Origin of the sequence: Breoghania sp., assembly GCF_030066895.1 — a bacterium.
Classification (GTDB): Bacteria; Pseudomonadota; Alphaproteobacteria; order Rhizobiales; family Stappiaceae; genus Breoghania.
This window is the reverse complement of record NZ_JASJAV010000014.1, coordinates 26,967-48,501: the sequence shown is the minus strand read 5'-3', so window position 1 is coordinate 48,501 and position 21,535 is coordinate 26,967. Positions and strand designations below refer to the sequence as shown.

The window sequence follows — 21,535 nt, the reverse complement described above, 5'->3', positions numbered from 1 at the left end:
ACCCCCAACACAAAACGGAGACCGGATGGTCGAGGCGAACCGTTTGACCACGATAAGTCTTTACTCTTTATGGGAAAATCGGTCGGATCGACGCAGAAGCGACTGCCGTCAGACCACGTTGCGCAGCACCAGCACGCCGTCATCGTCCGCCGTGTTCTCGGCGGATTCCGCGGCTGCACACCCGATCGTTGCCCGGCGCGAGCGCATGGCGACGTCGAGAACTGGCGCGTGGCGCGTCGGCTTGGGGGCAAGGCCCGTCCATTCGGAGACGAGATAGCGCGCGACACGGATGTCGAAATGTCCGCGCATGGCGGCAAGCTCACGCACGCGATCGAGCGAGAAGGCGGCGGGGCTGACCTGCAGCATGAGCGAAACCGTGCGCGAGGTGGCCATGCCCGCAGCCATCGCCAGCGCGATCAGCGGTTCGCCGTGCGGATCCGCGATCATCCGCTCGATGACGTGAGCCGGCAGCTCGAACGTCAGCGACAGGAGGCGGCGCAGGGTTTCCATGTCCTTGGCCGCCGACGTGCGTTCCAGGCACTGGACGAGTTCGGTATCGATCTTGGAGCGCATGCGCACCCGCGAGGCGGCCGCCTGAGCAAGAACCTGCACCTGAGCGGAAACGATGACCTCGGCGCGACCTTCCGGCCCGGCGGACAGGAACCGCTCCAATGCGGGCCGACATTTCGGCAGCACGACGGGAGCGGAAGCCTCCGCAGCGGAATCAGGCCGGGAGAAACCGGGGGTCGGTGCGGTGCGCGTGTCACGCGGGGCGAGTGTTGCGCCCGGCTGGACGGCCCGCTCGCCGGGAGCGGTCACGAAATCGGGGCGCGGCTGCGCATCGATCCGGACCCGCGCGCCCGTGATCTCGAGCGTCGCGTTCCGGGGAGCGGCATTTTCAACGCGTTGTGACGGCGCGCGCTTTGCGCTCAGCGCCAGCAGAACCGCGGCGAGAGACCCGGGACGGGCCGGAGGCGACGTGCGGCGCAGATCGAATTCGGCGCGCGTCGGCAGCTCGTCCTCATCCTCTTGCCGGTCCTCGATTTCGACAACGCGGGGTTCGGAGGGCTTGCGGAGCGCGGCTTCAAGCGCCGAGATATGAATGGCCGATGAGATTTCGTCCGCGATCTTGTCCGAGACCGAGAGATCCTCGTGCGTCTCTTCCGGCTCAGCTTCGGGCTCGGGGACGGTTCGCGCCATGTCCTTGAGCGCCTGCAACACGGCATCGGCCTGACTTGCACGGTTCTGGATGTCATCGGGAACCGTTTCGGCGACCTGCACGGTCACATGTTCGGGCTCAGGCTCCGGCTCGGCTTCAGGCTCGATTTCCGGTTCTGCCTGGACGGTGCTCGTCAGTTCGGGCTGCGCGGAGGCTTCCGGGTTCGACCCATTCACGGCTTCTTCCAGAAGGGCGAGTTATTCGGCTCCGTCGGCCTGCTGGCGCAGTGCGGTGCGCACGGCGTCGGAAATTTCGTGGCGCAGGGAAATCGCGCGGCGGATGGCGCGCAGACCGCGGCCGATGTCGGCGATCAGGTCGCAGTCAGTCAGAACCTCGGAATAGGCCAGCACGCGATGGGCGACGGAGGCATCCTCGTCCTGCGACAACTCCAGCACGCAATCATGCGGAGCGTAGGGACAGTGGGAGAGGAGCGTCGCGATCTGACGGCGTTCGGCGACGGGCGTGACGTCAACATACTGGCGGAAAAGCTCCGCGTAGACGTGTCGCTCGATCTTGGTCGGAGCTTCTCCGGCGACGAACAACTCCGTCGCGGCGAGCAGCAGTTGGGTTTTGCGAGTCCGACCGTTCGCCTGCACGAGTGACCCGACGCCTTTCGGTGTGGTGTAGCCTGTCATGGAGTCGAATACGCAAAACTTTGAGAACGACCACGGGAATAATCCTTAGAATTGCGCCGAAAGCGTTAGCAATAGATTAACCACGCGTGCCCGCGCGCCATTATTTGTCTGTTTTTACGGGGCCCCCGGCCCGTGCGGCGTTTTGCGCGCGGCCGCGAATGCCGCATCGCCGAATGTTCGAAAAGCGCAGAATCTCGCTGCTTAGTAACGCGTTACGCGGCGCGGGTTAAGGATCCGTTAACCAAGCGCCTCGCCTAATATTAATACGACGTTACGGATGGAGCCGGAACGGGACGAACGCCGCGGTTCAGCCCCATGAAAACCTCACGCATGCGCAACGACGGGTGCGGCTCGCCTTCCAGCCTGTCGCAAGGTCCCGTTGCCGCAGTGATTGGTAACGGAGGATATGATGGGCACCTTGCTGGACTTTTCCGCTACCGCCCGGCCTCGTTGGACGGACCGGCCGCAACTGCCCGAGGAGGGCGCGACGATACTTGTCTTCCCGGGCGTACGCGTGGACCGGCAGACGGTTGATCTTGCCGCGCAAATCCGGAAAGTGACAAAGGAAACTGGCAGCAGCGCGCAGCCGGAGGTCTGAACCCGCATAGTCGCCCGCGGAAAAAGCGGTCCTGATGCGGGAGACGGCCCGGAGCGGTGCACGCGTCGCCGTTGAGGACTAGATGCAAGACATGCTGCGGCGTGGAATACGGCTCGCGCCGATCCCGTCCCTGGCGGTGGGACTGCTGGCGATCGCGATCACCGGCCTCGTCGCCGGCAGTGCGCGTCCCACGGGCGATTTCGCCGAGCGTCGTTCATGACGAGGTCCTGCCCGATGCCGGGCGCGTGCTGGCCGCCAAACGCGGAGAGCCCACCTCCACCTTCAATCTCACCGACACGGAAGAGGATCTGCGCAACCGCGCCTGGGCGCTGATCCGGCCCCCCTTCCATGAGCGACTGGGTCGGCGGCGCGGCGACAGAGGCCCAGCGCACGCGCCTCATCAAGTCGATCGACGACAAGCTCAACCCGCAGGTCTATTACCCTCTATCTGCGCTCCGACAAATTCCGCTCCTCCGAGACGCGCTACGAGCGGGTCATCTTCGACATCACTGGCGATGCGGAACTGGTGCGCCCCTTCTGCCGTCTTGCAACGGAGGTGGAGGACGCGGACACCGAGCATCTGAATGCCACCAACCGCCGCCCCGATCTGAAGCCGGAGGAATATGCCGCGGCCGTCGGGCGGGTGAACGAGAACCGGGAGATCGTCTCCTGGGTCAAGCGGGCGCTCGCCTTCCGGCTCGCCGCCTATCGCTATGCCATCGACCGACTGGAGATCGAGACGCCATCACGCGAGCGGGTGTGGGACGCCAACACCGCCTGGCGCCGTCTGGCGGGCGAAGTTGCCTTCGCCGACGGAGGATGCCGGGAGAAGAAGACATTCGATGCGGAACTTGAAGAAAAGGCCCGCAAGTCGCGCATCTACACCCATTGGGGCAATGAACGTCCGGCGCCGGTGAAATAGCGCGCGGGGATGACAATCGGGGCAAGGTCACGCCATCGAGGCAAATGCCGCCATCGCACGGTCAGGTATCCTTCCCCTCGTCCAGCGGCCAGTCCATCACGTGGTTCTCGTATTCCTCCAACTCCATGCCGTCTTCCGGCACGGTGCGGCCGCGGACGGATATGCCTGTCTCATGCACCGTCTCGGCGGAACCGGAGACGAGCGGATGCCACCAGTAGAGGTAGCACCCCTCCGCAACCAGGCGATAGCCGCAGGTGGGCGGCAGCCAGGTCAGCGTGCACACCTCGTCCGGGGTCAGCTGCACGCAATCGGGCACGGTCACGGCGCGGTTCTCGTAGTCGCGGCAGCGGCAGGTTTCGCCGTCGAGCAGCGTGCAGGCGACGTTGGTCCAGGCGATCTCGCCCGTTTCCCAATCTTCCAGCTTGTTGAGACAGCAACGCCCGCAGCCATCGCACAAGGCTTCCCATTCGCTAGCCGACAGCTCATCCAGGCTCTTTTCGTGCCAGAAGGGACGGCTTGCGGGTTCGCTCTGGTTCATGATCTTCATCTCTTTGACATCGCGCACAACGCCGCGTTCGCAACCCGGCATCTTCTTCCCATTGACGGGAGAGCCCAGTTGGGTTTCCCTCTCGCGGGACAATCGAGGGACGGGGCCGCTTCGATGCGTACTGGCGCAGTCGTCACGCCGTGTAAAACGGTCGGGACCATTCACGTTTTCGCGTGTTTCGCCGACCACCGGGCCCGTCCTATACTGTCTGACACCCGATTTGAAAACGCACCTTCAGCGAAAAAGGTCGCGAACAGCACGGCGGCGCATGGCGCCCGCATCGACGGAAACCGGAAACGTTGAGCGACCAGGAACTCGATAAACCGGCCGGACCAGACGAAACGTCCGGCGATATGCCTGAATCTTCCCAGGCATCCCAGTAGGTCGCCTCCCCGCAGGAGCCCAAGCGCAAGAAGCGCCGCCTGTCGGAACGGTTGCTGGCGGCCGACACCTGGATCGACAGTTCCGTCTGGCGCATCGGGCACGCTATGTTCCGCGCGGTCGAAGCTTATTCGATGTGGCTGCGGCGTTTCCGCGTCAATGGCTTTGCTCGCCTTGCCAACGAGTTGGCCTGCGATGGACTGATCTTCGGGCTCGCCGGCTTCATCCTGTTGCTGGCGCTGGCCATGCCCGCCTTTCAGGCCACCCGCAAGGCCGACTGGAAGACCACCAACGACTTCGCCGTCACCTTCCTCGATCGCTACGGCAACGAGATCAACCGACGCGGCATTCTGCTCAACAACTCCGTGCCGCTGGAGGAATTGCCGGATTACCTGATCAAGGCGACGCTGGCCACCGAAGATCGGCGCTTCTTCTCCCATTTCGGCATCGATGTACTGGGCACCTTCCGCGCGCTCGTTGCCAACCTGCGCGCCAACACGGTGGTGGAAGGCGGCTCGTCGATCACCCAACAGCTTGCCAAGACCCTGTTTTTGCTGAACGAACGGACGCTCGACCGCAAGATCAAGGAAGCCTTCCTGTCGCTGTGGCTTGAGGCGAACCTGACCAAGCGCGAGATCCTGAAGCTCTATCTCGACCGCGCCTATATGGGCGGCGGCACGTTCGGCGTGGGGGCTGCGGCGGAATTCTATTTCGGCAAGTCGGTGCGCGACGTGACATTGGCGGAAGCCGCCATGCCGTCCGACCTATACAAGGCGCCGACCAAATACGCGCCCCACATCGATCTCCCCGCCGCCCACCTTCGCGCCAACGAGGTGCTGACCAACATGGTTCAGGCGGGCTTCATGACCGAGGGCCAGGTGATCGGTGCGCGGCGCAATCCGGCGACCGCCGTCGACAAGTCCAAGGACGAGTCGCCCGACAACTTCCTCGACTGGGCGTTCGACGAGATCAAACGTCTAGCGCCGGGTAACGACCGCATCCTCACCGTGCGCACGACGCTCGACCCCGCGCTTCAGGCCCAGGCCGACCGGGCGATCACCTCGACGCTTCGCCAATACGGGCAGGAGCGCCACGTCGACCAGGGCGCGATGATCTCGGTGAGCACTGACGGCGCCGTGCGGGCGATGGTGGGTGGCCATGACTACGGCGCCAGCCAGTTCAACCGGGCCGTCGATACGCTGCGCCAGCCCGGTTCCTCCTTCAAGCCCTTCGTCTACATGACGGCCTTCCTGAACGGCTATTCGGAAAATTCCATCATTCCCGACGCGCCGATCACCATCGGTGGCTGGAGCCCGCGCAACTACGGGCGCCGCTATCACGGCTCTGTCACGCTGAAGCAGGCGCTGCCCCACTCCTACAACACCGTTCCGGTGCGCCTGACGCAGGCAGTGGGCAAGGACAAGGTCATCGCGACCGCTCACATGATGGGTATCCGCAGCGAACTGGAACGGTCGATTATCATCGCGCCGGGCGTGTCCGAAGTGACCGTGCTGGACATGGCGGGAGCCTATGCCTCCTTCGCCAACGGCGGCTACAAGGCGACGCCCTAAGGCATTCTGGAAATCAAAAATTCCGAAGGCAAGATCATCTGGCGGCACGACAAGGACGCGCCCAAGCCCAAACTCATCCTGCCGCGCGACAAGGTCGAGGAAATGAACGACGCGCTGCACAACGTGGTGGAGCACGGAACGGGCCGCCGCTCGCGCATCGACGGCGTCGTCTCCGCGGACAAGACCGGAACGACCCAGTCCTACCGCGATGCATGGTTTGCCGGATACACGGGCAACTATTGCACCGTCGTGTGGTTCGGCAATGACAACTACACGCCGACCGGCCGGGTGACCGGCGGCAGCCTGCCCGCGATGACCTGGCAGAACTACATGCGTTACGCACAGGCGGGCGTCGACCAAAAGCCGCTTCCCGGCATCAACGAAAACCCGGTCGACGCCAAGGTCGCCGATGCGAATGCCGACGGCGACAACCCAGACTTCAACGCAAGTTCCTGCCAACTGACCAAGGAAGGCACCGAAGTGCTGCGGCGCATCCGCGAGATGTTCAAGCAGGCAGCGCCCCTGCCACCGCCGGATCCGCAACGCCGCGCGTTTGCTCCGCCCTTGCGCAAGGTCGGCAAGGGCGAGATCACCGGATCGATCGGCATATCCCGGTCGCGTGAGGTGAACTAGGTCATGGCGCTCGTCGACACTTCCGTGAAACCGATCCGGCGGATCGCCGGAGTATTTGCGTCCGCACGCTGCCTGCGTCCCGGGGGGCGAAAGCGCGGCGATGCACGCGCGCCTTCGCCGCGCGACGACTGGCGTATCGATCAACTGCCGAAGAAATCGCCGTCGCAGTATTTCCTGCTGAACCTGTTCCTGGCCGTCGTCGTCGCGCTGGTCTTCGGCATCGGCTCGGCCTACCTCGCGGTCGATCGCGGACGCTTGTTCGGCGAAGTCCGGCTCGGTCAATGGACGACCTATCCGACTGCCGGTACGCCGGATGCAGATCCCTATTCCGCCGCCACGACCGCGCGCACGGGACAGATCCCGCTCGGCAAGGGTGAGGGCATGGCCTTTTTCGCCGACCGCGACAATGCGGGCAACCGTCTGGAGCCGAACTGCGACTATCGGCTTGTCGGGCAGACCCCGCCCGGCCATCTTTGGACGCTGACGGCGACCGATGCGCATGGACACCTGTTGCAAACGGATGCGGAACGCGACGTTCTCGACAGTCGCGACATCGTGCGCCGCGACAACGGTGACTTCGACATCACGGTGGCGAAAAACGCCCGGCCCGGCAACTGGCTTCCCATCGGCGGAAATCAGCCGCTGACGCTGGTACTCAAGCTTTACGACACGCCGCTGACCACCGGTTCCGGACTTGCGGAAATCGCCATGCCGGAGATCATCAAGGGGACGTGCCGATGATCCGCACCATCCTGTGGCTGATCGGCGGGTTGATGCTGGGCGGCATCATCCACATCATCGCCGTCATTCTGGTCCCCTATTTCACCACCGAGGATGCCTGGGCGCGGGTTGCGCGGTTTGGACCGGATGCGCAGTTCAACGTGTTGCCGGAGGTAAAGCCGGGCGCCGAACCGCTGCCGATGCTCGATCCGGCGATGGCGCATGCGGTGTGCCGTTTCTCGCTCGATGACGGGCCGATCCGGCTGAACGCGACGATTCCCTACACGTTCTGGTCGTTCTCGCTGTTCAACGAGCGCGGCGAGACGACCTATTCCTTCAACGACCGCACATCGGGTGAAGGCAAGCTCGCCATGCTCGCGCTGACGAGTTCCCAGCTTTCCATGCTGCGCGAAAATCCGCCGGACGACCTGGAAAGCCTGATCGTCATCGAGACGGAAGACAACCACGCCTTCGCCCTGCTGCGCGCCTTCATCCCTGACAAGCGTCGGGAGAAGGACATCGACGCGGCGCTCGCCAAGGCCAAGTGCACGCTGTTGAAGATCTGAGGGGCTGCCGGGCTTGAGGAAGAGCCGTGTTACCCATCCTTCGAGACGGCCGCTCGCGCGGCCTCCTCAGAATGACGTTGTGTGTGAGGCTGACTTTCTTATGAATATCAATACGATAACGTCATCCTGAGGAGATCCGCAGGACCGTCTCGAAGGATGGGCGACATACCGTGCCGCCGCCCTTTCCCTCTCCTCCTGTCATTCCCGCGCAGGCGGGAATCCAGTAACCACAGGATCGGGTCGGCGGACACGAACGAAAAGTCTCTGGAATGCTGGATCCCCGCCTGCGCGAGGATGACAGTCCCAGAAGGGACACACTATTTAGTGCCTGTCAGAAAAGCTCCTGCTATCAGACAAAGAACGTGACCTTCACCAAGGAATATAGGGCGAAGATCACGTTCGCGTTGCCCTGTAGCACGAATGAAATCAGCATTGCCACGCAATAGGCGACCCACGCGGGCCTCACCTGTCCCCACACCAATCCGCTGATCGCAATCACCAGATTCACGCCTGTAAGCAATTCACGCCTGTAAGCAGGTAACCTGAAAACGCGCTGCCAACGCTCGTCCCGAGAAAGAACGGCCGGAACTCAAGCTGAGCGACGCTCACGAAAAACACGAACACGACCATCCACGCCAAGAGACGATCCGGGTTCTCCGCCCATTTTCTCCTGACGGTATCGACAAAGCCCATTTTACCTCCCACCCTGCCTGAACAAGCAGCCTGTCGCGCGCGCTCCGCCCCTACTCCGCCAGATCGAGAAAGTGTCGTCCCTCGCGGTCCTCGATGTCGAGCACCCAGAAATCTGGGTCCATGCGCTCCTCGCGCTCGAACTTTTCCTGGACGTCGAGCGGGTTCAGCCCTTCGCCGATCGGCTCGAACAAGCGTTCGCCGGTCGCATCCTCGTCAAACATGCTCTGCGGGGCGGGACCGTAGAGATCGATCGTCCCGTCCAGCCGGTCGACTCGGACGAAGATGGCGCCGGCCTCCGGCGAGCCCTTGCGCACCACGGTGGCAAAGGCGCCCTCGCCGAAGCCCCGGCGGATATGGGCGGCAACCCAGAATTCGGAGGTAAGGCGGGCCACGCAGTGGACTGCGTCAGGCCGCGGCCAGCGCCGCATCCGCGTCGCGGCGGATACGTTCGACCATCGAGGTCAGGCCGTTGGAGCGCTGCGGGGTTAGGTGTTCGCGCAGGTCGATACGGCCGAACGTCGCCTCGATATCAAGGTCATGGATCTCCTTGACCGTCTTGCCGGAGATGAGCGTCAGCAGGATCGCGACGAGGCCGCGCACGATATGGGCGTCGCTGTCGCCGAGATAGGACAGCCGGGTGTTGCCGTCGGCGTCCTTTTCCACCTTGCTGACCAGCCAGACCTGGGAGACGCAGCCCTGCACCTTGTTGGCGTCGGTGCGCTCGAATTCCGGGAATTCCGGCAGCTCGCGGCCAAGCTCGATCACATAGCGGTAACGGTCTTCCCAGTCGTCCAGAAACTCGAAATTCTCAATGATGTCTTCGATATCCGTCATGCCGCAACCGCGCTTTTCTCAATTCTCCGCCGCTGGACCGTCATGATGGGCCGCGGCTCGTCCTATCCGACATATAGGCTTGCCGGCGGCGTGGCAAATAGCGCCTTTGGGGAGGGCTGCGTAAAAAGAAAAAACGCCGCAAGAGGAACGGGCAGAGACCCTTTGCGGCGTTGGCAGGAACACTCTGCCTCAGTTGATGTCCGTCCCGAAGCACGCGAACCGCTTCGCGGCAACGGCCACGTGAGGACATAGCTTTGTAGTGCGGTCGGGACGAAGCCCTTTTCGATCATGCCGGCTTGTCCTGGGGCAGCAGCGGCACCCAGGCAGGAGCGCGATCGCGGGCAGTCAGAGTGCCGGTATCGAGCGACACGGACTTGGCGGAACCTTCCGACTTCGCAGGAACCTTGGCCGGATATTCGCTATCAACCGGCGCATCCGCATTCGCGCCGTTGATACTCGCGGTCACCGTGGCGTCGGCTTCCGCCTTCGGGCTGTCGCCCTCCGGGTCAAGATACTGATAGATCATCCGCGCTCCCGTGCACGCCTTGGCGGAGAAGACATCCAGCGCGGCGCCGCCGGTCTCGCAGGCAACGGTGTTGCGCTCGCAGAACCGTATCATATCGACATAGGTCTGCTGCGCGGCGCCCAGTGCCTGAAGTGCGGAGAGATGAGTCTGATCCTGATCGCCAGTCATGTCGTCGGTGGGAATAAGCATGATGACGAGCGACAGCCAGAAAGCCGTCCGAAGAAGGAAAAACATGACGCAACCCTTTATTCAGTCTTACAGGCGTCCGCTCGTTCAAGCGGCGAACTTTCCCGGTACGACTGGGAGGCTAGCAAAGACACGCCAAGACGCCGTTTCGTCGGACGTCGAGATTTTCGACAAATGCGACGCGAATTCGAGACGAATTCAATTCAAATTTTAATCGAATGCGAAAAGTCCGCGGATTGCCTTTGGCGACGCGGGTGCGTACACGGTTGCAGGCGGTTTCGGAGCTGTGAAAATTGCGCCCATCAAGCCCTTGAAATCGTCTTTTTCGACCGCACCGCACCCTTGCCCACGCAAAAGTCGACACGTCCCTACCTTTTGCATAAGTACAAGAGCGCAATTGTCCGAGCGCGCTTTAGCGTTCCTTAAGTCGTTGCTGGCATGATCTGCTCAGACTCACGATGAGGGACGGTGCCCGCGTATCCGGTGCCGAATTCAAGGCTTTGCTTAGTATCGAGTTTATTGCCTCCGCAGGACGTTTTCTGGATGGACTGGTGCACCCGTGCGCCGCCGCCGATTCGTTGATGCGAAGCCAGCACAGGGCCTTCATCGCCGCCAATCTGACGGCGGGCGCCCTTGCGCTGTTCGTCCTTCCGTTGCATCTGGCCTTCACCGGCGGCATCTCGTTGCCGCAGGCTCTCGCCTTTGCCCGGCTCGCCGGGCAGATGCCGATCGCCATGTACCTTTCCTATTCGGGCAAGCTGGAGACGGCGCACGCGCTGTCGGCCGCGCTCTTTTCCTGCTTCATCGACTGGATGGCCTTCGTCACCGGCGGACTTGATTCGATTGCGCTGGTCTGGCTCGCGATCGTTCCGCTGGAAGCCGCACTGTCGCGCTCGCGCAAGGTGATCGAACTGGCGACCCTGTCGGCCGTCGCCATCGCCGCCGCGCTGCTGATCGCGCGCAATGCCGGAATCACGGCCGGAGCCTTTTCCGCCAACTGGGCGTCCGATCAGGTCAAGACCCTGGCAATCATGGGTGGCCTCTTCTATGCCCTGCTCGTCGCCTTCCGGGTGGAATGGTCGAGCACCAGCGCGGACGACGTTGCCAGCAAGCGCGAAGCCCGCTATTGGCTGGTGGCCGACAACGTTTCCGACGTGATCACGCTGCATTCGGAAGACGGCGACACGCTGTTCGCCACACTGTCCATCCGCACCCTGCTCGACCTTTCGGTCCAGGAAGCGACCGGCGACGGCCTTTTCCAGCGCGTCCATGTGGCCGACCGGCCCGCTTTCCTGACGACGCTCAACGACGTCGCTCGGCAGAAGGTCGCGAAATCCTTCCAGTTCCGCGCCCGGCGCGGACCTTCCAAGCCCGGCGAGAGCGATCAGTCGAGCTACGTCTGGCTGGAAATGCGCTGCCGCCCGATGGGCTATCAGGAGATCGTCGACGGCGAGGCGGCGGTGGTTGCGGTCACACGCGACATCACCCGCTACAAGACCCACGAGGAAGAGCCGGAAGACGCCCAGCACGAGGCGGAGGCGGCCAGCGCCGCCAAGATGAGGTTCCCGGCCAATGTCAGCCACGAGCTGCGCACCCCGCTCAACGCGATCATCTGCTTTTCCGATATCCTGCGCGAGTTCACGCCCGAGCAGCTCCCGCCCGAGCGCCAGCGCGAATATGTCGACCTGATCCACGATTCCGGTCAGCACCTGCTGCAGGTGGTCAACGACATTCTCGACATGTCGAAGATCGAGATCGGCAATTTCGAGCTCTGCGTTGAGCCGTTCCTGCCCGCGCGTTGCATCAGCGAATGCGTCGACATGATGCGCCAGCAGGCCGCCAACCGCGACGTGACGATCCATCTCGACGTGCCGGAAAGCCTGCCGGAACTGGCCGGTGACCGCCGCGCGTGCAAGCAAACCTTCATCAACCTGATTTCCAACGCCATCAAGTTCACCCGCTCGGGCGGCTCGGTGACGGTGAGCGCCAAGCGGCACGGCTCCTTCATCGACATACAGGTGCGCGACACCGGCGTCGGCATCGCGCCAGACGATCTGATCCGCCTCGGCACGCCGTTCCTGCAGATCGACAACGGCTACGACCGCAGGCACGAAGGCACGGGCCTCGGCCTGTCGGTGGTCAAGGGTCTGGTGGCGCTGCATCACGGCGAGGTTCACTTCGACAGCACGGTCGGCGTCGGCACCTGCGTCTCGGTGCGCTTGCCCGCGCATACGCCCGGCCCGGACGTCCGCGAACTTCCCACCACAAAGAATGCCGCCGATGCGCGGACGATGGTGGCGTAATGCGGCGGGAACCAACCTTCCACAGCGACCGCAATACAGCGCGCAACGATGCGCCTGCCCGGGCTCACCACAGCCACGGTGCGGGCGCCGCCGTTCTGAGAGCAACCGGCGTCGCCTTCGACAATCCGGTTGCGGCGGGCGGTACGCTGGTGATGCTGCTCACGGCGAGCCTGATCGTCGCCAACGCGCTTTCCTTCCAGCCGGGCAAGCACCCTGCTCCGCTTTTCGCGACCCGCGACACCGGCGTGGAGCAGTCCGTTCAGCCGGAACGTCCCAAACCGTCCGAACTGGTGACCGACCTGCAGAATTCTCTGACGCGCATGGGGTATTATGCCGGTCCGGTCGACGGGCTCGACGGTCCGCGCACGCAGGACGCAATCCGCGCCTATGAGCGGGCGTCGGGTCTTGCGGTAACGGGACGCCCGAGCCACGCGCTGCGCGCCCGGTTGATCCTGGAAGACGTCGCCCTGCCCCGCACGGCTCCCACGCCGCCGGCGTCCTCGTCTTCTTCGTCGGCCGACACCTCCGGCATTCCCTTGCCGCCCGCCGACATCCGCGATCAGAATCAGGCGACCGACTCCATCGGCACGCTGATCTCGCGCGATACGGTTAGCTCGGTGCAGCGGGTGCTGCTGCAGCTCGGCTACGGGCCCATCACCGTGGACGGTCTGATGGGCGGAGAAACGGCCAGCGCCGTTCGCCGGTTCGAACTCGACTGCGGCATGCCCATCGACGGCCAGCTCGACGAGCGCCTCTATGCGGCGCTAGAAAAGGCGTCGGGCGAAAAGATCCCGCGCTAAGACGCCACGCACCGTAACGTGTTGCGGCTTTTCTCGCATCGGTTAGCGCAGTCTGCTCCCATCATAATCGTTCTGGGAGAGGAACACGGTGACGCCTGAGAGTATCAGCCGCACCGTGTTCCGATTGCCCGACAGATCCTACCAGGTGAGCGTCCGGCTGTTGTACTCAAACAGGGCACCCCCGTGATCTCCGGTGCGCCGACCTTCAGACCGTCCAGCAGATCCTCCTTCTTCACCCCGAGTGGTTCATGCACATGGGGCAGACGATGATCGTGGCGCCGTCCGCCAGAAGACCGGCAATGGTCGCCTTCTGACCGGAAAACCGTTCGTTGTTGGCTTTCGAGGCAGCGAGAACCGCCCTGTCATTCAGGAAAACCGTCAATTTGTGGCGGAGCTTGTGCTGTTTGCCGCCAAAGCCGAGTGCCATGTTGATGCGGTGTCCATCGTCTGACGTCAGGTTGATGAACAACGGATCGGTGTCACCGGCGAAGGCCGAAGAGGCCACAGGAGCAAGAGCGGAGGTCATCAGCAGGCCGACCGCCAGGCCGGCAACGGCGAAAGTCGATTTTGAACGCGACATGATGTGGTTCTCCAAAATGGAAATTTCCGAGATATTTTAGCTTCTTTCGGTTGAGTATCCATTGCTGAAGGAGGGAGGAGCGTGGGCGAGGAAGGCGACGGCCTTGTGCTTGAAGCCGATGCGCTGCAACGCCGCGGTAAAGGGAACTTCGCGCCACGACCGCATCCCGAAGGAGATTTGCGTCACCTCGGCGACGGTCATTGCGAGACGATGGACAACGAAGAAGGGGCAATCGCTCTTCCCCTTGCCCGATGCCCCGTCCCCCGTGGGATCGGAGCCTGCCGGATCGCTGCCGTGACAGATGATGAAGCCCGGCAGCGGCCCCGCATGGTCAGGCCCTGCTGGCATGTAGCCCGCCGGAATGCTTGATCTCAGGAGAAGGGCGCAGAAGACGAGCAGGACAACGCCCGAGCGCTTTCGCTGAGGAAGCGAAGTCGTTCCGATACGCTTCAGGGCGCCTCTCCCGAGTTCCAAAACATGAAACTCTGTATTGTCTTATTTTATGATAAAACAACACCGAGAGAACGTTGCGTCAACTTCAATTCCGGCTGTGCCGTCACACCGTTCAGAGAGGCGCAGGAATGTCCAGCAGGTTTCGCAGTTCCGTCAGTTCCGGATTTTCAGGCAACGCATTGCCGGGCCAATCAATTTCGGATGACGTCCGCTCCGGTTTGAGCGGCGCGAAGTCGCGTTTCAGAGAAACGGCAGAGTGGGTACCTCGTCAGACAGCCGGTCGAGCGCCGTAGACGCGCATGAACACGTCGACGGCAGCAATCGCGCCCTCTTCCGGATCGATCACCGGCTCGCTGCCGAACAGGACCGGCTACAGAATGCCCGCCTCCAGCAACCCCTTGAGATGATAGGTAGTGCGCAGCGGCGGGGCGGAGATCAGGACGCCCGCCTCCATCAGACGTTCCATGTAGCCCGCGATTTCATCCCACGCGCGCTTGGGTTCCAGTTCGTAGAGTTCGACGCCGAGGGCATTGCCCACGCCCGAACTAGATGTGGTGCGGATGGTGGCCTGCAGTTCCGGCGTGCGGATGAAGGAGACGTAGCGCAGCGCAAAGGTCTTCAGCGTCGCGACAGGATCTTCGCTGCTGACCTCCAGCAACTGCAGCATCTGCTCGCCCTGCTCTTCCAACGCGGTCATCATCACGGCCGCAAACAACGCTTCCTTTGAGTTGAAATAGCCGTAGAGCGTCGCCTTTGAGCCGCCGAGACGGGCCGATATCGACGCCATGCTGGCACGCTGGTATCCCATTTCCTCGAATATCTCCGCTGCGGCGGTCAAGATCTCCTATCGCTTGGCATCTGTTCTGGTGCGCATGGGCGCCTCCATTCCTGTACATATCTGTACATTTTTGACTTGACACACGCAAGTTTTCTCTGAAAACAAAACCGTACTGTACGGTTATGTATCGATCACGGCACATGAAATACAAACGCCCGGTGCCCGGCCTGAAGGTCCGGGGTTCTTATTCGGCTTGACCCTGACGCTGGCGGGATGCGTGACCGCTGCGGACAGGCAAGACCTTCCAAAGCCTGATGCCCTGTCGTCCTATGCGGCCGCGCGCTCGGTTTCGGGACGCGACGTACCCTGGCCCTCGGATGACTGGTGGCGCGGCTACGGCGATGCCCAGCTCGGCACCCTCGTCGAGGAGGGGTTGAAGGGCGCCTCGCATATGCGGATCGCGGCTACGCGCGTCCAGCTCGCTCAGGCGGCCGTCGGCCCGGCACGCGGTGCGCTTGCCCCGACAGTGGGCGCAACCGCCAAGGTCGATCAGAAACGCCAGTCCTACAATTATCTGATCGGCTCGGATTTCGTGCCCAAGGGTCGGAATGACGGCGGCTTCGGCGCCATCAACTTCAACTGGGAAATCGATTTCTGGGGCAAGAATCGCGTTCTGGGGCAAGAATCGCGCCGCTCTGGCTGCCGCCACTCGTCTTTCAGTCTCCACCGACATTGCGGCGACCTATGCCCGGCTCGCCGCGCTCTATGCCGACCGGGATGCCGCGGTCGAGGCCATTCTGGTACGCAAGAAGACGGTCGATCTGATCGGAGACCGCTTCCACAAGGCACTTGAAAACGAAAGTGCGCTAGAACGGGTCCGCTCCGCGGAAACAGTCGCCGAGGCCGAACTTTCGGCAATCGACGAGAACATCGCCCTGACCCGCAATGCGCTGGCCGCCATGATCGGCGCGGGGCCGGATCGCAGCCTTGCCATCAAGCGCCCCAAGGCCATAGGCGGACGCTTCACCGTCGTGCCGAAAGCTCTGCCGGAAGAGCGGGCTTGCCACCTACCTCAAAGTTCTTTCCGCCGAAGACGTTCTCATCAGTGCGCGGCGTGCCACTGCCGCGCTGCGGGCGCGGACCTTTGCGCTCGACGTCGCCATGGTGCGTGCGCTGGGCGGCGGATATCACAATCCGGAGAAATGATCGTGAACAAGCTGTCCGAAATCAATGCCGAGGCCGAGGTTGATCTTGACGCTGCGCTTCACCGCAGGGCCCGCAAGAAGAAGCGCGGCCAGTTCTTCGGTGCGCTGGTCGGCGCGGTGATGATCTGCGGCGGCGGATATTACGCCTATGACGTGCTCTATGCCCCAGGCACGCGATCACCGACAATGCCCATGTGGGCGTAGATATCGCGCCGATCACGCCACTGATCGCAGCTCCCGTGGCGAGCGTCGAGGTCTCCGACACACAGCACGTCGCCAAGGGCGACGTGCTGGTGCGGCTCGACGATACCGATGCCAAGCTTCATCTGGCCGCCACCGAGGCCGCCTATCAGAGCGCAATCCGCCGGATGAAGGCCTATGAGGCCAACGACCGCAATCTGACGACCCAGGTCAAGGGCCGAGAAGCGGACCGGGCGCGCGCTCAGGCGGGGCTCGCCTCCGCGCAGGCTGCTTTCGACAAAGCGAAGGTCGACTATGACCGCCGCAAGGCGCTGGCGGGCAACGGGTCGATCTCCGGCGACGAGTTGACCGCAGCCGAAGCCGTCTTCCAGACGGCGAAGGCCAATCTCGATGCAGCCCATGCGGCACTCGATGCGGCAGCCGCCGCGCGCGAGGCTGCCGAAGGCGCACAAGCCGCCAATGCGGCGCTGATCGCCGACGTCTCGATCGATCAGAACCCGGAAGTCCTGGCAGCCAAGGCCGCTCGCGATCAGGCGCAGGTCGATCTGGACCGCACCGTGATCCGCGCGCCCGTTGACGGCATCGTGTCCCAGCGTCGCGTGCAGGTGGGCCAGCGCGTCCAGCCCGGCATGACGCTGATGACCGTGGTGCCGATCTCCACCACCTATGTCGACGCCAATTTCAAGGAAGTGCAGCTTGCCAACGTGCGTAAGGGCCAGAGCGTGACGCTCGTTTCCGATCTCTACGGTTCGGATGTCGAGTTCTCCGGTCACGTCGTCGGCTTTTCCGGCGGTACAGGGTCGGCCTTCTCCATGGTTCCCGCGCAGAACGCGACGGGTAACTGGATCAAGGTCGTCCAGCGTCTGCCGGTGCGCATCGCGCTCGATCCGGCACAGTTGAAGGCGCATCCGCTGGAAGTCGACCTGTCGATAACCTCCGACATTCATCTGAAAGATTGATCTCCCATAAGGCATCCCGCTCATGTCCACGAACTCCGTGGCCGACGCCGAACCACTCGTCGGCGCCAAGCTGATCATTGCCGCACTGGCGATCGGCACCGGTACCTTTCTGGTCATCCTCGACACGACGATCGCCACAACGTTTCGGTGCCGACGATCGCCGGCTCGCTCGGTGTGTCGTCGTCGCAGGGCACATGGGTGATCACGTCCTATGCGGTGGCCGAAGCGATCACGGTGCCGCTGACCGGCTGGCTCGCCCAGAAGTTCGGGGGCCTCAAGACCTCATCGCCTGCTATTTCGGCTTTGCCAATTCTCTGGAGACGCTGATCCTCGGCCACGTGCTGCTGGGTCTCACCGGCGGGCCGATCATACCGCTGTCGCAGATGCTGCTGGTGAAAATCTTCCCGAAGGAAAAGGCGACGGCCGCGGCCGTTCTATGGGCAATGACGACGCTGATCGGCCCGATTGCCGGGCCGATCCTGGGCGGGATCATCTGCGACAGCTACGGCTGGGAGTGGATCTTCTTCATCAAGGTGCCAGTCGCGATCATCGGCGGACTGGTCATCGTGGCGATGATGCGCGGCCAGCCGGATCCGACACGCAAGGCGCGCATCGACGCGGTCGGACTGGGTCTTCTGATCGTCTGGGTGGGATCGCTGGAGATCCTTCTCGAAGAGGGCCGCGACAAGGACAGGTTCTCCTCGCCGCTCATCTGCGCTCTGGCCGTCATCGCCGCCGTCGGCCTCATCGCCTTCCTGATCTGGGAGCTGACGGACGACAATCCGATCGTCGATCTCCGGATCTTCAGGCACCGGTGGTTCACCGCTGCGGCGGTGACGTTTGCCGGTGGCTTTGCAGCCTTCTTCGCCTCCATCGTGATCCTGCCGCTGTGGCTGCAGCAGAACATGGGCTACACAGCCACATGATGGGCGGGCTATGCGACGGGCCTGATGGGCATCCTTGCGCTCATATCGGCGCCCATCGTCGGCAAGACCAACGAGGTCATTGATCCGCGCATCATCCTGACCACGGGCATTCTCGGGCTCGGTGCGATGACGGCCTAGCGCATGGACTTCAACGGCCAGGTCACCTTCTGGCAGATGGCGTGACCGACGCTGCTCACGGGGCCGTTCATGGTGATGTTCTTCGTGCCGGTGACAGATCTGGCGCTCGCCACCGTGGAGCCGCATGAACAGGCCAATGCGGCCGATCTTTCCAACTTCATGCGAACACTGTCCGGCGCGTTTGCCACATCGCTGGTGCAGGCAAGCTGGCAGAACGCGGCGCGCGCCAACCAGAACGAACTGGTCAACTCCATGCCGAACGTCAACGGGATGATCTCGCAGATGGTCGAGGGAGGCATGTCACAAAGTTCGGCGGTGGCGAGCCTGACGCAGATGGTCTCCCATCAAAGCGTGTTGCTCGCCACCCTCAACATGTTCGGCGTGATCACCATCGTCTTCCTGTTCGCAGCCCTGCTGCCTTGGCTGGCACCAAAGCCGAAGAGCCACGGCGGTCACTAATGGCGCGAAAGCGGGCGGGCGCCTAGGGCGCCTCGCCATCTCCTGCAACACCGATGCGCGGGCGGTAATCCTGCCCACCCCAATGGCGCATGCGCCCGCACTCAGGCCCTGTGACGCCCTCTTCCAACCCGTAGTGGCGGGCGAGGCCCGACAGTGCCAGCTTGGCCGAGCGCGCAGGCCATGCGTGGCGCCGCTCCAGCGCCTCCAACCCCTGCAATTCGCAACAGACATCGACGAGGACGCCGCACAGTTCCGGCCCCACATCCGATAGCGCCCGGTGGACGCGGTCGCGCGCATCAAGCGCCGCATCGCTCAAATCCTCGATCCCGCCGCGACCGCCCGACCACTTGCCCGCCCGGTGAGGGTTATCGCTCCAGTCCGCCGTGACGCGGGCCATCAGCCAACCGCACGTGTCATCGCGCCGCAAACGCTCTCCGGCGGCAAGTTGGGTTGCGGAGATCCAGGAGCATCCGTCCGCCCGTCGCCGGCTTGCAAGCCACGCGAGCGGGCTTTCAGAGAGATCGATAGTCACCGCAGAAGCGGCCCCCTCCCCGTCACTCGCGGTGGTGCGTACGGTCTCGCGATGCTGTTCGGTGAAGGCGTCTCCGTGCGACAGGGCACGGCGCAACCAGCCGCGCCCCTCCGCACTCACGCTCACACGCCCGTCACGCGCCTTGCTCAGCAATCCATCGACCATCATGCGCCGGTAAAGGGCTAGGGGAACCTCAACGCTGCGGGAAAGCTCTCCGGACGCCCCGCAAAACGTCAGGCGCACCGTTTCCGCATCAATGCAGCGGAGCGCTGAGGAGCCGACCAGTGCCTTCAACAACCGGATGGTCATGCGGCCGGCCTCCCGCTCGCTCAATCCTCCCGTGAGCGGCCGTGCCCCCTTGGTGAGAGCGGCGCAGCCCGTATTTCCCGACCCTTGAGCGGGCTTCGCCGCCGGGGCCCGGTCACGTTGCGCGACACGGCTCAATTCAACGTCTCCCAGCGGCTGTCGGCGGCCTGACGGCAGGCGCAGACAACGTGCTCGATCGCGGTCACCATGCCGTCGAAGGCCGGATCGTCGCGCCGATCCTCCACCGTGCGGCAGACATAGCCCGCCGTCGTGCGATCGCGACCGAACAGGCGGCCAACCTCGGTCAGGGACAGTCCGAAACTGACATAGGCGACGTACATGGCAACCTGCCGGGCAAACGCCACGGGAGCGCGAGAACGCGTCGGCGCCTTGAGCATGTCCGATGCAATGCCAAAAACAGCCACAACCGTGACCTGAATCAGGTGACAGCTCATCGCGTTCTCCATCAACGCAGGCTGCACCGTTCCCCCGCAAATACCGGGCGCTGAAATTTCGAAATGCCCGCTCGTCATCGAGCCCCTCCTCTCGTTCAAAATACAATTGGCAATTGCAACTTAAATTTAGGAATTTATACCTATATTCTGTTAGAACGACTGATAGTACTGGGGATAAGTTTCCTGCTTTGGTTAACTCGGGATTGTCTTTGGCAGACACCGTATTCCCCCTCCCAAACAGCTTTATTCCCGCCCTTTCGCCCCATGCCATGCTGAAGAGAAACGTCAGCAGGAGGTCTATCGGGCGATGTCAGGCAAACGCCGAGACGGCACAGGGAATGGAACCGGCGCGGACATGTCGACGCGCAACGGGGACGAGGCGGGCCAGGCGGCGTTGCGGTTGCGCACTCTGGCGCGGCTGCTGCCCGACAGGCGGAACGCGAACAATCACAACGCAGATGGATCCGGTGAGAAGGAGACGGATAGCGAGGCGGCCCAGCGGGCAATCGTCGCTCGTCTCGCGTCTCGCCAAGGCGCTTCGCGGTGAGAGGCGGCACGGACGAGCGGGGCACTGGACCTACGATCTCAATCGCCACATCGCGCTGATGCAGGCCTACCGGGCCGAGCGCGCGCTTCTGAGCACCCACTGACCAGGTCTTGGGGCTCGCGACACCGGAGCCCCGGCGCAGCCGCGCTGAGCCGCGTAAACCAAGGGCCCCAAAACAAGAAAAGGCCGCAGCGATGATCGCTGCGGCCTTTTCTTCACGATAGCCAGACATCCGGCACTCGGGAGGTACGGCCGGACCCCCGTCTTGTGGCGTTGGCTTACTTGCCGCGGCGACGCTGCTGGCCCAGACCCATCTTCTTGGCAAGGTTGGAGCGCGCGGCCGCGTAGTTCGGCGCAACCATCGGATAGTCGGCCGGCAGGCCCCACTTCTCACGGTATTCTTCCGGAGTCATGTCGTAATGCGTACGCAGGTGGCGCTTGAGCGACTTAAACTGCTTACCGTCTTCAAGACAGATAATATAGTCGGGCGTGACCGACTTCTTGATGGGAACAGCAGGCTTCAGCGGCTCGGGCTCAGGCTCGGTCACGGCGCCGCTCGTCTTTTGTAGCGCGACATAGACTTCATTGATCAGCTGAGGAAGATCCGTCGCCGGAACGGTATTGTTGCTCACATAAGCGGAGACAATGTCGGCTGTCAGGTCGATTAGGTTGTCGTCAGTCGCATTTTCCGTCATCTTTCACCCGTTTGTTGTCTGACTTTTTGCTTTTTAAACATAGAGATTCTGGCGTCGACACTGACTGTCGTGGTCGCCTGGAAAAACCGACTTCGACGGATACTAGGCTGAAATTCGATTCCGAACTCTCGAAAACTCGACGCAAGTTTATATACATTGATACCGCT

Annotated in this window: 26 protein-coding genes and 1 pseudogene; 14 read left to right on the top strand and 13 right to left on the bottom strand. The window is 62.9% G+C overall.

Going from position 1 to position 21,535, the window contains the following annotated elements; genetic code table 11:
- Positions 1 to 108 precede the first annotated feature (108 nt).
- Both QNJ43_RS14540 and QNJ43_RS14535 read right to left on the bottom strand, forming a co-directional pair.
- Positions 109 to 1,395: a hypothetical protein gene (locus QNJ43_RS14540; RefSeq protein WP_300471125.1), complete on the bottom strand. Its 1,287-nt coding sequence runs from the start codon at positions 1,393 to 1,395 to the stop codon at positions 109 to 111.
- A 21-nt stretch (positions 1,396 to 1,416) separates the two neighbouring features.
- On the bottom strand, positions 1,417 to 1,854 hold the full coding sequence (locus QNJ43_RS14535; RefSeq protein ID WP_300471123.1) for a hypothetical protein: 438 nt from the start codon (positions 1,852 to 1,854) through the stop codon (positions 1,417 to 1,419).
- Between the two features lie 406 nt (positions 1,855 to 2,260).
- Here QNJ43_RS14535 and QNJ43_RS14530 point away from each other — a divergent pair, with 406 nt between their 5' ends.
- From QNJ43_RS14530 to QNJ43_RS14520, 3 genes are all read left to right on the top strand, one after another.
- On the top strand, positions 2,261 to 2,452 hold the full coding sequence (locus QNJ43_RS14530; RefSeq protein ID WP_300471120.1) for a hypothetical protein: 192 nt from the start codon (positions 2,261 to 2,263) through the stop codon (positions 2,450 to 2,452).
- Positions 2,453 to 2,534: 82 nt separating this feature from the next.
- Complete coding sequence (locus tag QNJ43_RS14525) at positions 2,535 to 2,672, top strand: hypothetical protein (RefSeq protein WP_300471117.1); 138 nt, start codon at positions 2,535 to 2,537, stop codon at positions 2,670 to 2,672.
- Positions 2,673 to 2,978: 306 nt separating this feature from the next.
- Positions 2,979 to 3,374: a hypothetical protein gene (locus tag QNJ43_RS14520; RefSeq protein ID WP_300471115.1), complete on the top strand. Its 396-nt coding sequence runs from the start codon at positions 2,979 to 2,981 to the stop codon at positions 3,372 to 3,374.
- Positions 3,375 to 3,435: 61 nt separating this feature from the next.
- Here the strand turns inward: QNJ43_RS14520 and QNJ43_RS14515 are convergent, their stop codons facing one another.
- Positions 3,436 to 3,912, bottom strand: coding sequence for a YcgN family cysteine cluster protein (locus tag QNJ43_RS14515; protein ID WP_300471239.1), 477 nt, complete (start codon positions 3,910 to 3,912; stop codon positions 3,436 to 3,438).
- A gap of 497 nt (positions 3,913 to 4,409) precedes the next feature.
- Here QNJ43_RS14515 and QNJ43_RS14510 point away from each other — a divergent pair.
- From QNJ43_RS14510 to QNJ43_RS14500, 3 genes and pseudogenes are all read left to right on the top strand, one after another.
- Positions 4,410 to 6,506, top strand: a pseudogene (locus QNJ43_RS14510) (PBP1A family penicillin-binding protein).
- A gap of 3 nt (positions 6,507 to 6,509) precedes the next feature.
- Complete coding sequence (locus QNJ43_RS14505) at positions 6,510 to 7,247, top strand: DUF1214 domain-containing protein (RefSeq protein WP_300471113.1); 738 nt, start codon at positions 6,510 to 6,512, stop codon at positions 7,245 to 7,247.
- A complete protein-coding gene (locus tag QNJ43_RS14500; RefSeq protein WP_300471111.1) occupies positions 7,244 to 7,792 on the top strand; it encodes a hypothetical protein in 549 nt (182 codons plus the stop codon). The genes QNJ43_RS14505 and QNJ43_RS14500 overlap by 4 nt, the downstream gene beginning before the upstream one ends.
- A 504-nt stretch (positions 7,793 to 8,296) precedes the next feature.
- Here QNJ43_RS14500 and QNJ43_RS14495 read toward each other — a convergent pair.
- The 4 genes from QNJ43_RS14495 to QNJ43_RS14480 all read right to left on the bottom strand — a co-directional run bounded on the left by QNJ43_RS14495 (position 8,297) and on the right by QNJ43_RS14480 (position 10,079).
- Positions 8,297 to 8,485, bottom strand: a complete 189-nt coding sequence (locus tag QNJ43_RS14495; RefSeq protein ID WP_300471108.1) for a hypothetical protein — start codon at positions 8,483 to 8,485, stop codon at positions 8,297 to 8,299.
- 50 nt (positions 8,486 to 8,535) lie between these two features.
- The gene (locus QNJ43_RS14490; protein WP_300471107.1) at positions 8,536 to 8,877 is read right to left on the bottom strand and encodes a DUF1491 family protein; all 342 of its coding nucleotides are present in this window, start codon (positions 8,875 to 8,877) and stop codon (positions 8,536 to 8,538) included.
- A gap of 13 nt (positions 8,878 to 8,890) precedes the next feature.
- On the bottom strand, positions 8,891 to 9,319 hold the full coding sequence (locus QNJ43_RS14485) for a SufE family protein (protein WP_300471106.1): 429 nt from the start codon (positions 9,317 to 9,319) through the stop codon (positions 8,891 to 8,893).
- A 286-nt stretch (positions 9,320 to 9,605) separates the two neighbouring features.
- The gene (locus QNJ43_RS14480; protein ID WP_300471104.1) at positions 9,606 to 10,079 is read right to left on the bottom strand and encodes a DUF5330 domain-containing protein; all 474 of its coding nucleotides are present in this window, start codon (positions 10,077 to 10,079) and stop codon (positions 9,606 to 9,608) included.
- Positions 10,080 to 10,531: 452 nt separating this feature from the next.
- Between QNJ43_RS14480 and QNJ43_RS14475 the strand changes: the two genes are divergently transcribed.
- Positions 10,532 to 12,334, top strand: coding sequence for a PAS domain-containing sensor histidine kinase (locus tag QNJ43_RS14475; protein WP_300471103.1), 1,803 nt, complete (start codon positions 10,532 to 10,534; stop codon positions 12,332 to 12,334).
- Positions 12,334 to 13,134: a peptidoglycan-binding domain-containing protein gene (locus tag QNJ43_RS14470; protein ID WP_300471102.1), complete on the top strand. Its 801-nt coding sequence runs from the start codon at positions 12,334 to 12,336 to the stop codon at positions 13,132 to 13,134. Before QNJ43_RS14475 ends, QNJ43_RS14470 begins: the two co-directional genes overlap by 1 nt.
- A gap of 232 nt (positions 13,135 to 13,366) precedes the next feature.
- On the opposite strand, the gene QNJ43_RS14465 is transcribed toward QNJ43_RS14470, so the two are convergent.
- The 3 genes from QNJ43_RS14465 to QNJ43_RS14455 form a co-directional block, all read right to left on the bottom strand.
- Entirely contained in the window at positions 13,367 to 13,714 is a 348-nt protein-coding gene (locus QNJ43_RS14465; RefSeq protein WP_300471100.1) for a DsrE family protein, read from the bottom strand.
- 36 nt (positions 13,715 to 13,750) lie between these two features.
- Positions 13,751 to 14,062, bottom strand: coding sequence for a hypothetical protein (locus QNJ43_RS14460; RefSeq protein ID WP_300471098.1), 312 nt, complete (start codon positions 14,060 to 14,062; stop codon positions 13,751 to 13,753).
- Positions 14,063 to 14,537: 475 nt separating this feature from the next.
- On the bottom strand, positions 14,538 to 15,005 hold the full coding sequence (locus QNJ43_RS14455) for a TetR/AcrR family transcriptional regulator (RefSeq protein WP_300471097.1): 468 nt from the start codon (positions 15,003 to 15,005) through the stop codon (positions 14,538 to 14,540).
- A 548-nt stretch (positions 15,006 to 15,553) separates the two neighbouring features.
- Here QNJ43_RS14455 and QNJ43_RS14450 point away from each other — a divergent pair.
- The 5 genes from QNJ43_RS14450 to QNJ43_RS14430 all read left to right on the top strand — a co-directional run bounded on the left by QNJ43_RS14450 (position 15,554) and on the right by QNJ43_RS14430 (position 18,833).
- Entirely contained in the window at positions 15,554 to 16,354 is an 801-nt protein-coding gene (locus QNJ43_RS14450) for a hypothetical protein (RefSeq protein ID WP_300471096.1), read from the top strand.
- Complete coding sequence (locus QNJ43_RS14445) at positions 16,345 to 17,310, top strand: HlyD family efflux transporter periplasmic adaptor subunit (RefSeq protein WP_300471095.1); 966 nt, start codon at positions 16,345 to 16,347, stop codon at positions 17,308 to 17,310. Before QNJ43_RS14450 ends, QNJ43_RS14445 begins: the two co-directional genes overlap by 10 nt.
- A 22-nt stretch (positions 17,311 to 17,332) precedes the next feature.
- Positions 17,333 to 17,512: a hypothetical protein gene (locus QNJ43_RS14440; RefSeq protein WP_300471093.1), complete on the top strand. Its 180-nt coding sequence runs from the start codon at positions 17,333 to 17,335 to the stop codon at positions 17,510 to 17,512.
- Entirely contained in the window at positions 17,505 to 18,236 is a 732-nt protein-coding gene (locus QNJ43_RS14435) for an MFS transporter (protein WP_300471092.1), read from the top strand. The genes QNJ43_RS14440 and QNJ43_RS14435 overlap by 8 nt, the downstream gene beginning before the upstream one ends.
- 207 nt (positions 18,237 to 18,443) lie before the next feature.
- Positions 18,444 to 18,833, top strand: coding sequence for a hypothetical protein (locus QNJ43_RS14430; RefSeq protein ID WP_300471090.1), 390 nt, complete (start codon positions 18,444 to 18,446; stop codon positions 18,831 to 18,833).
- A 22-nt stretch (positions 18,834 to 18,855) separates the two neighbouring features.
- Here the strand turns inward: QNJ43_RS14430 and QNJ43_RS14425 are convergent, their stop codons facing one another.
- Together QNJ43_RS14425 and QNJ43_RS14420 are read right to left on the bottom strand one after the other, a co-directional pair.
- On the bottom strand, positions 18,856 to 19,809 hold the full coding sequence (locus QNJ43_RS14425) for a DUF6456 domain-containing protein (RefSeq protein WP_300471088.1): 954 nt from the start codon (positions 19,807 to 19,809) through the stop codon (positions 18,856 to 18,858).
- On the bottom strand, positions 19,806 to 20,204 hold the full coding sequence (locus tag QNJ43_RS14420; protein ID WP_300471085.1) for a helix-turn-helix domain-containing protein: 399 nt from the start codon (positions 20,202 to 20,204) through the stop codon (positions 19,806 to 19,808). The genes QNJ43_RS14425 and QNJ43_RS14420 overlap by 4 nt, the downstream gene beginning before the upstream one ends.
- Positions 20,205 to 20,584: 380 nt before the next feature.
- On the opposite strand from QNJ43_RS14420, the gene QNJ43_RS14415 reads away from it, so the two are divergent.
- Entirely contained in the window at positions 20,585 to 20,776 is a 192-nt protein-coding gene (locus tag QNJ43_RS14415; protein WP_300471083.1) for a hypothetical protein, read from the top strand.
- Between the two features lie 175 nt (positions 20,777 to 20,951).
- On the opposite strand, the gene QNJ43_RS14410 is transcribed toward QNJ43_RS14415, so the two are convergent.
- Positions 20,952 to 21,368, bottom strand: coding sequence for a MucR family transcriptional regulator (locus QNJ43_RS14410; protein ID WP_300471082.1), 417 nt, complete (start codon positions 21,366 to 21,368; stop codon positions 20,952 to 20,954).
- Between the last annotated feature and the right edge of the window lie 167 nt (positions 21,369 to 21,535).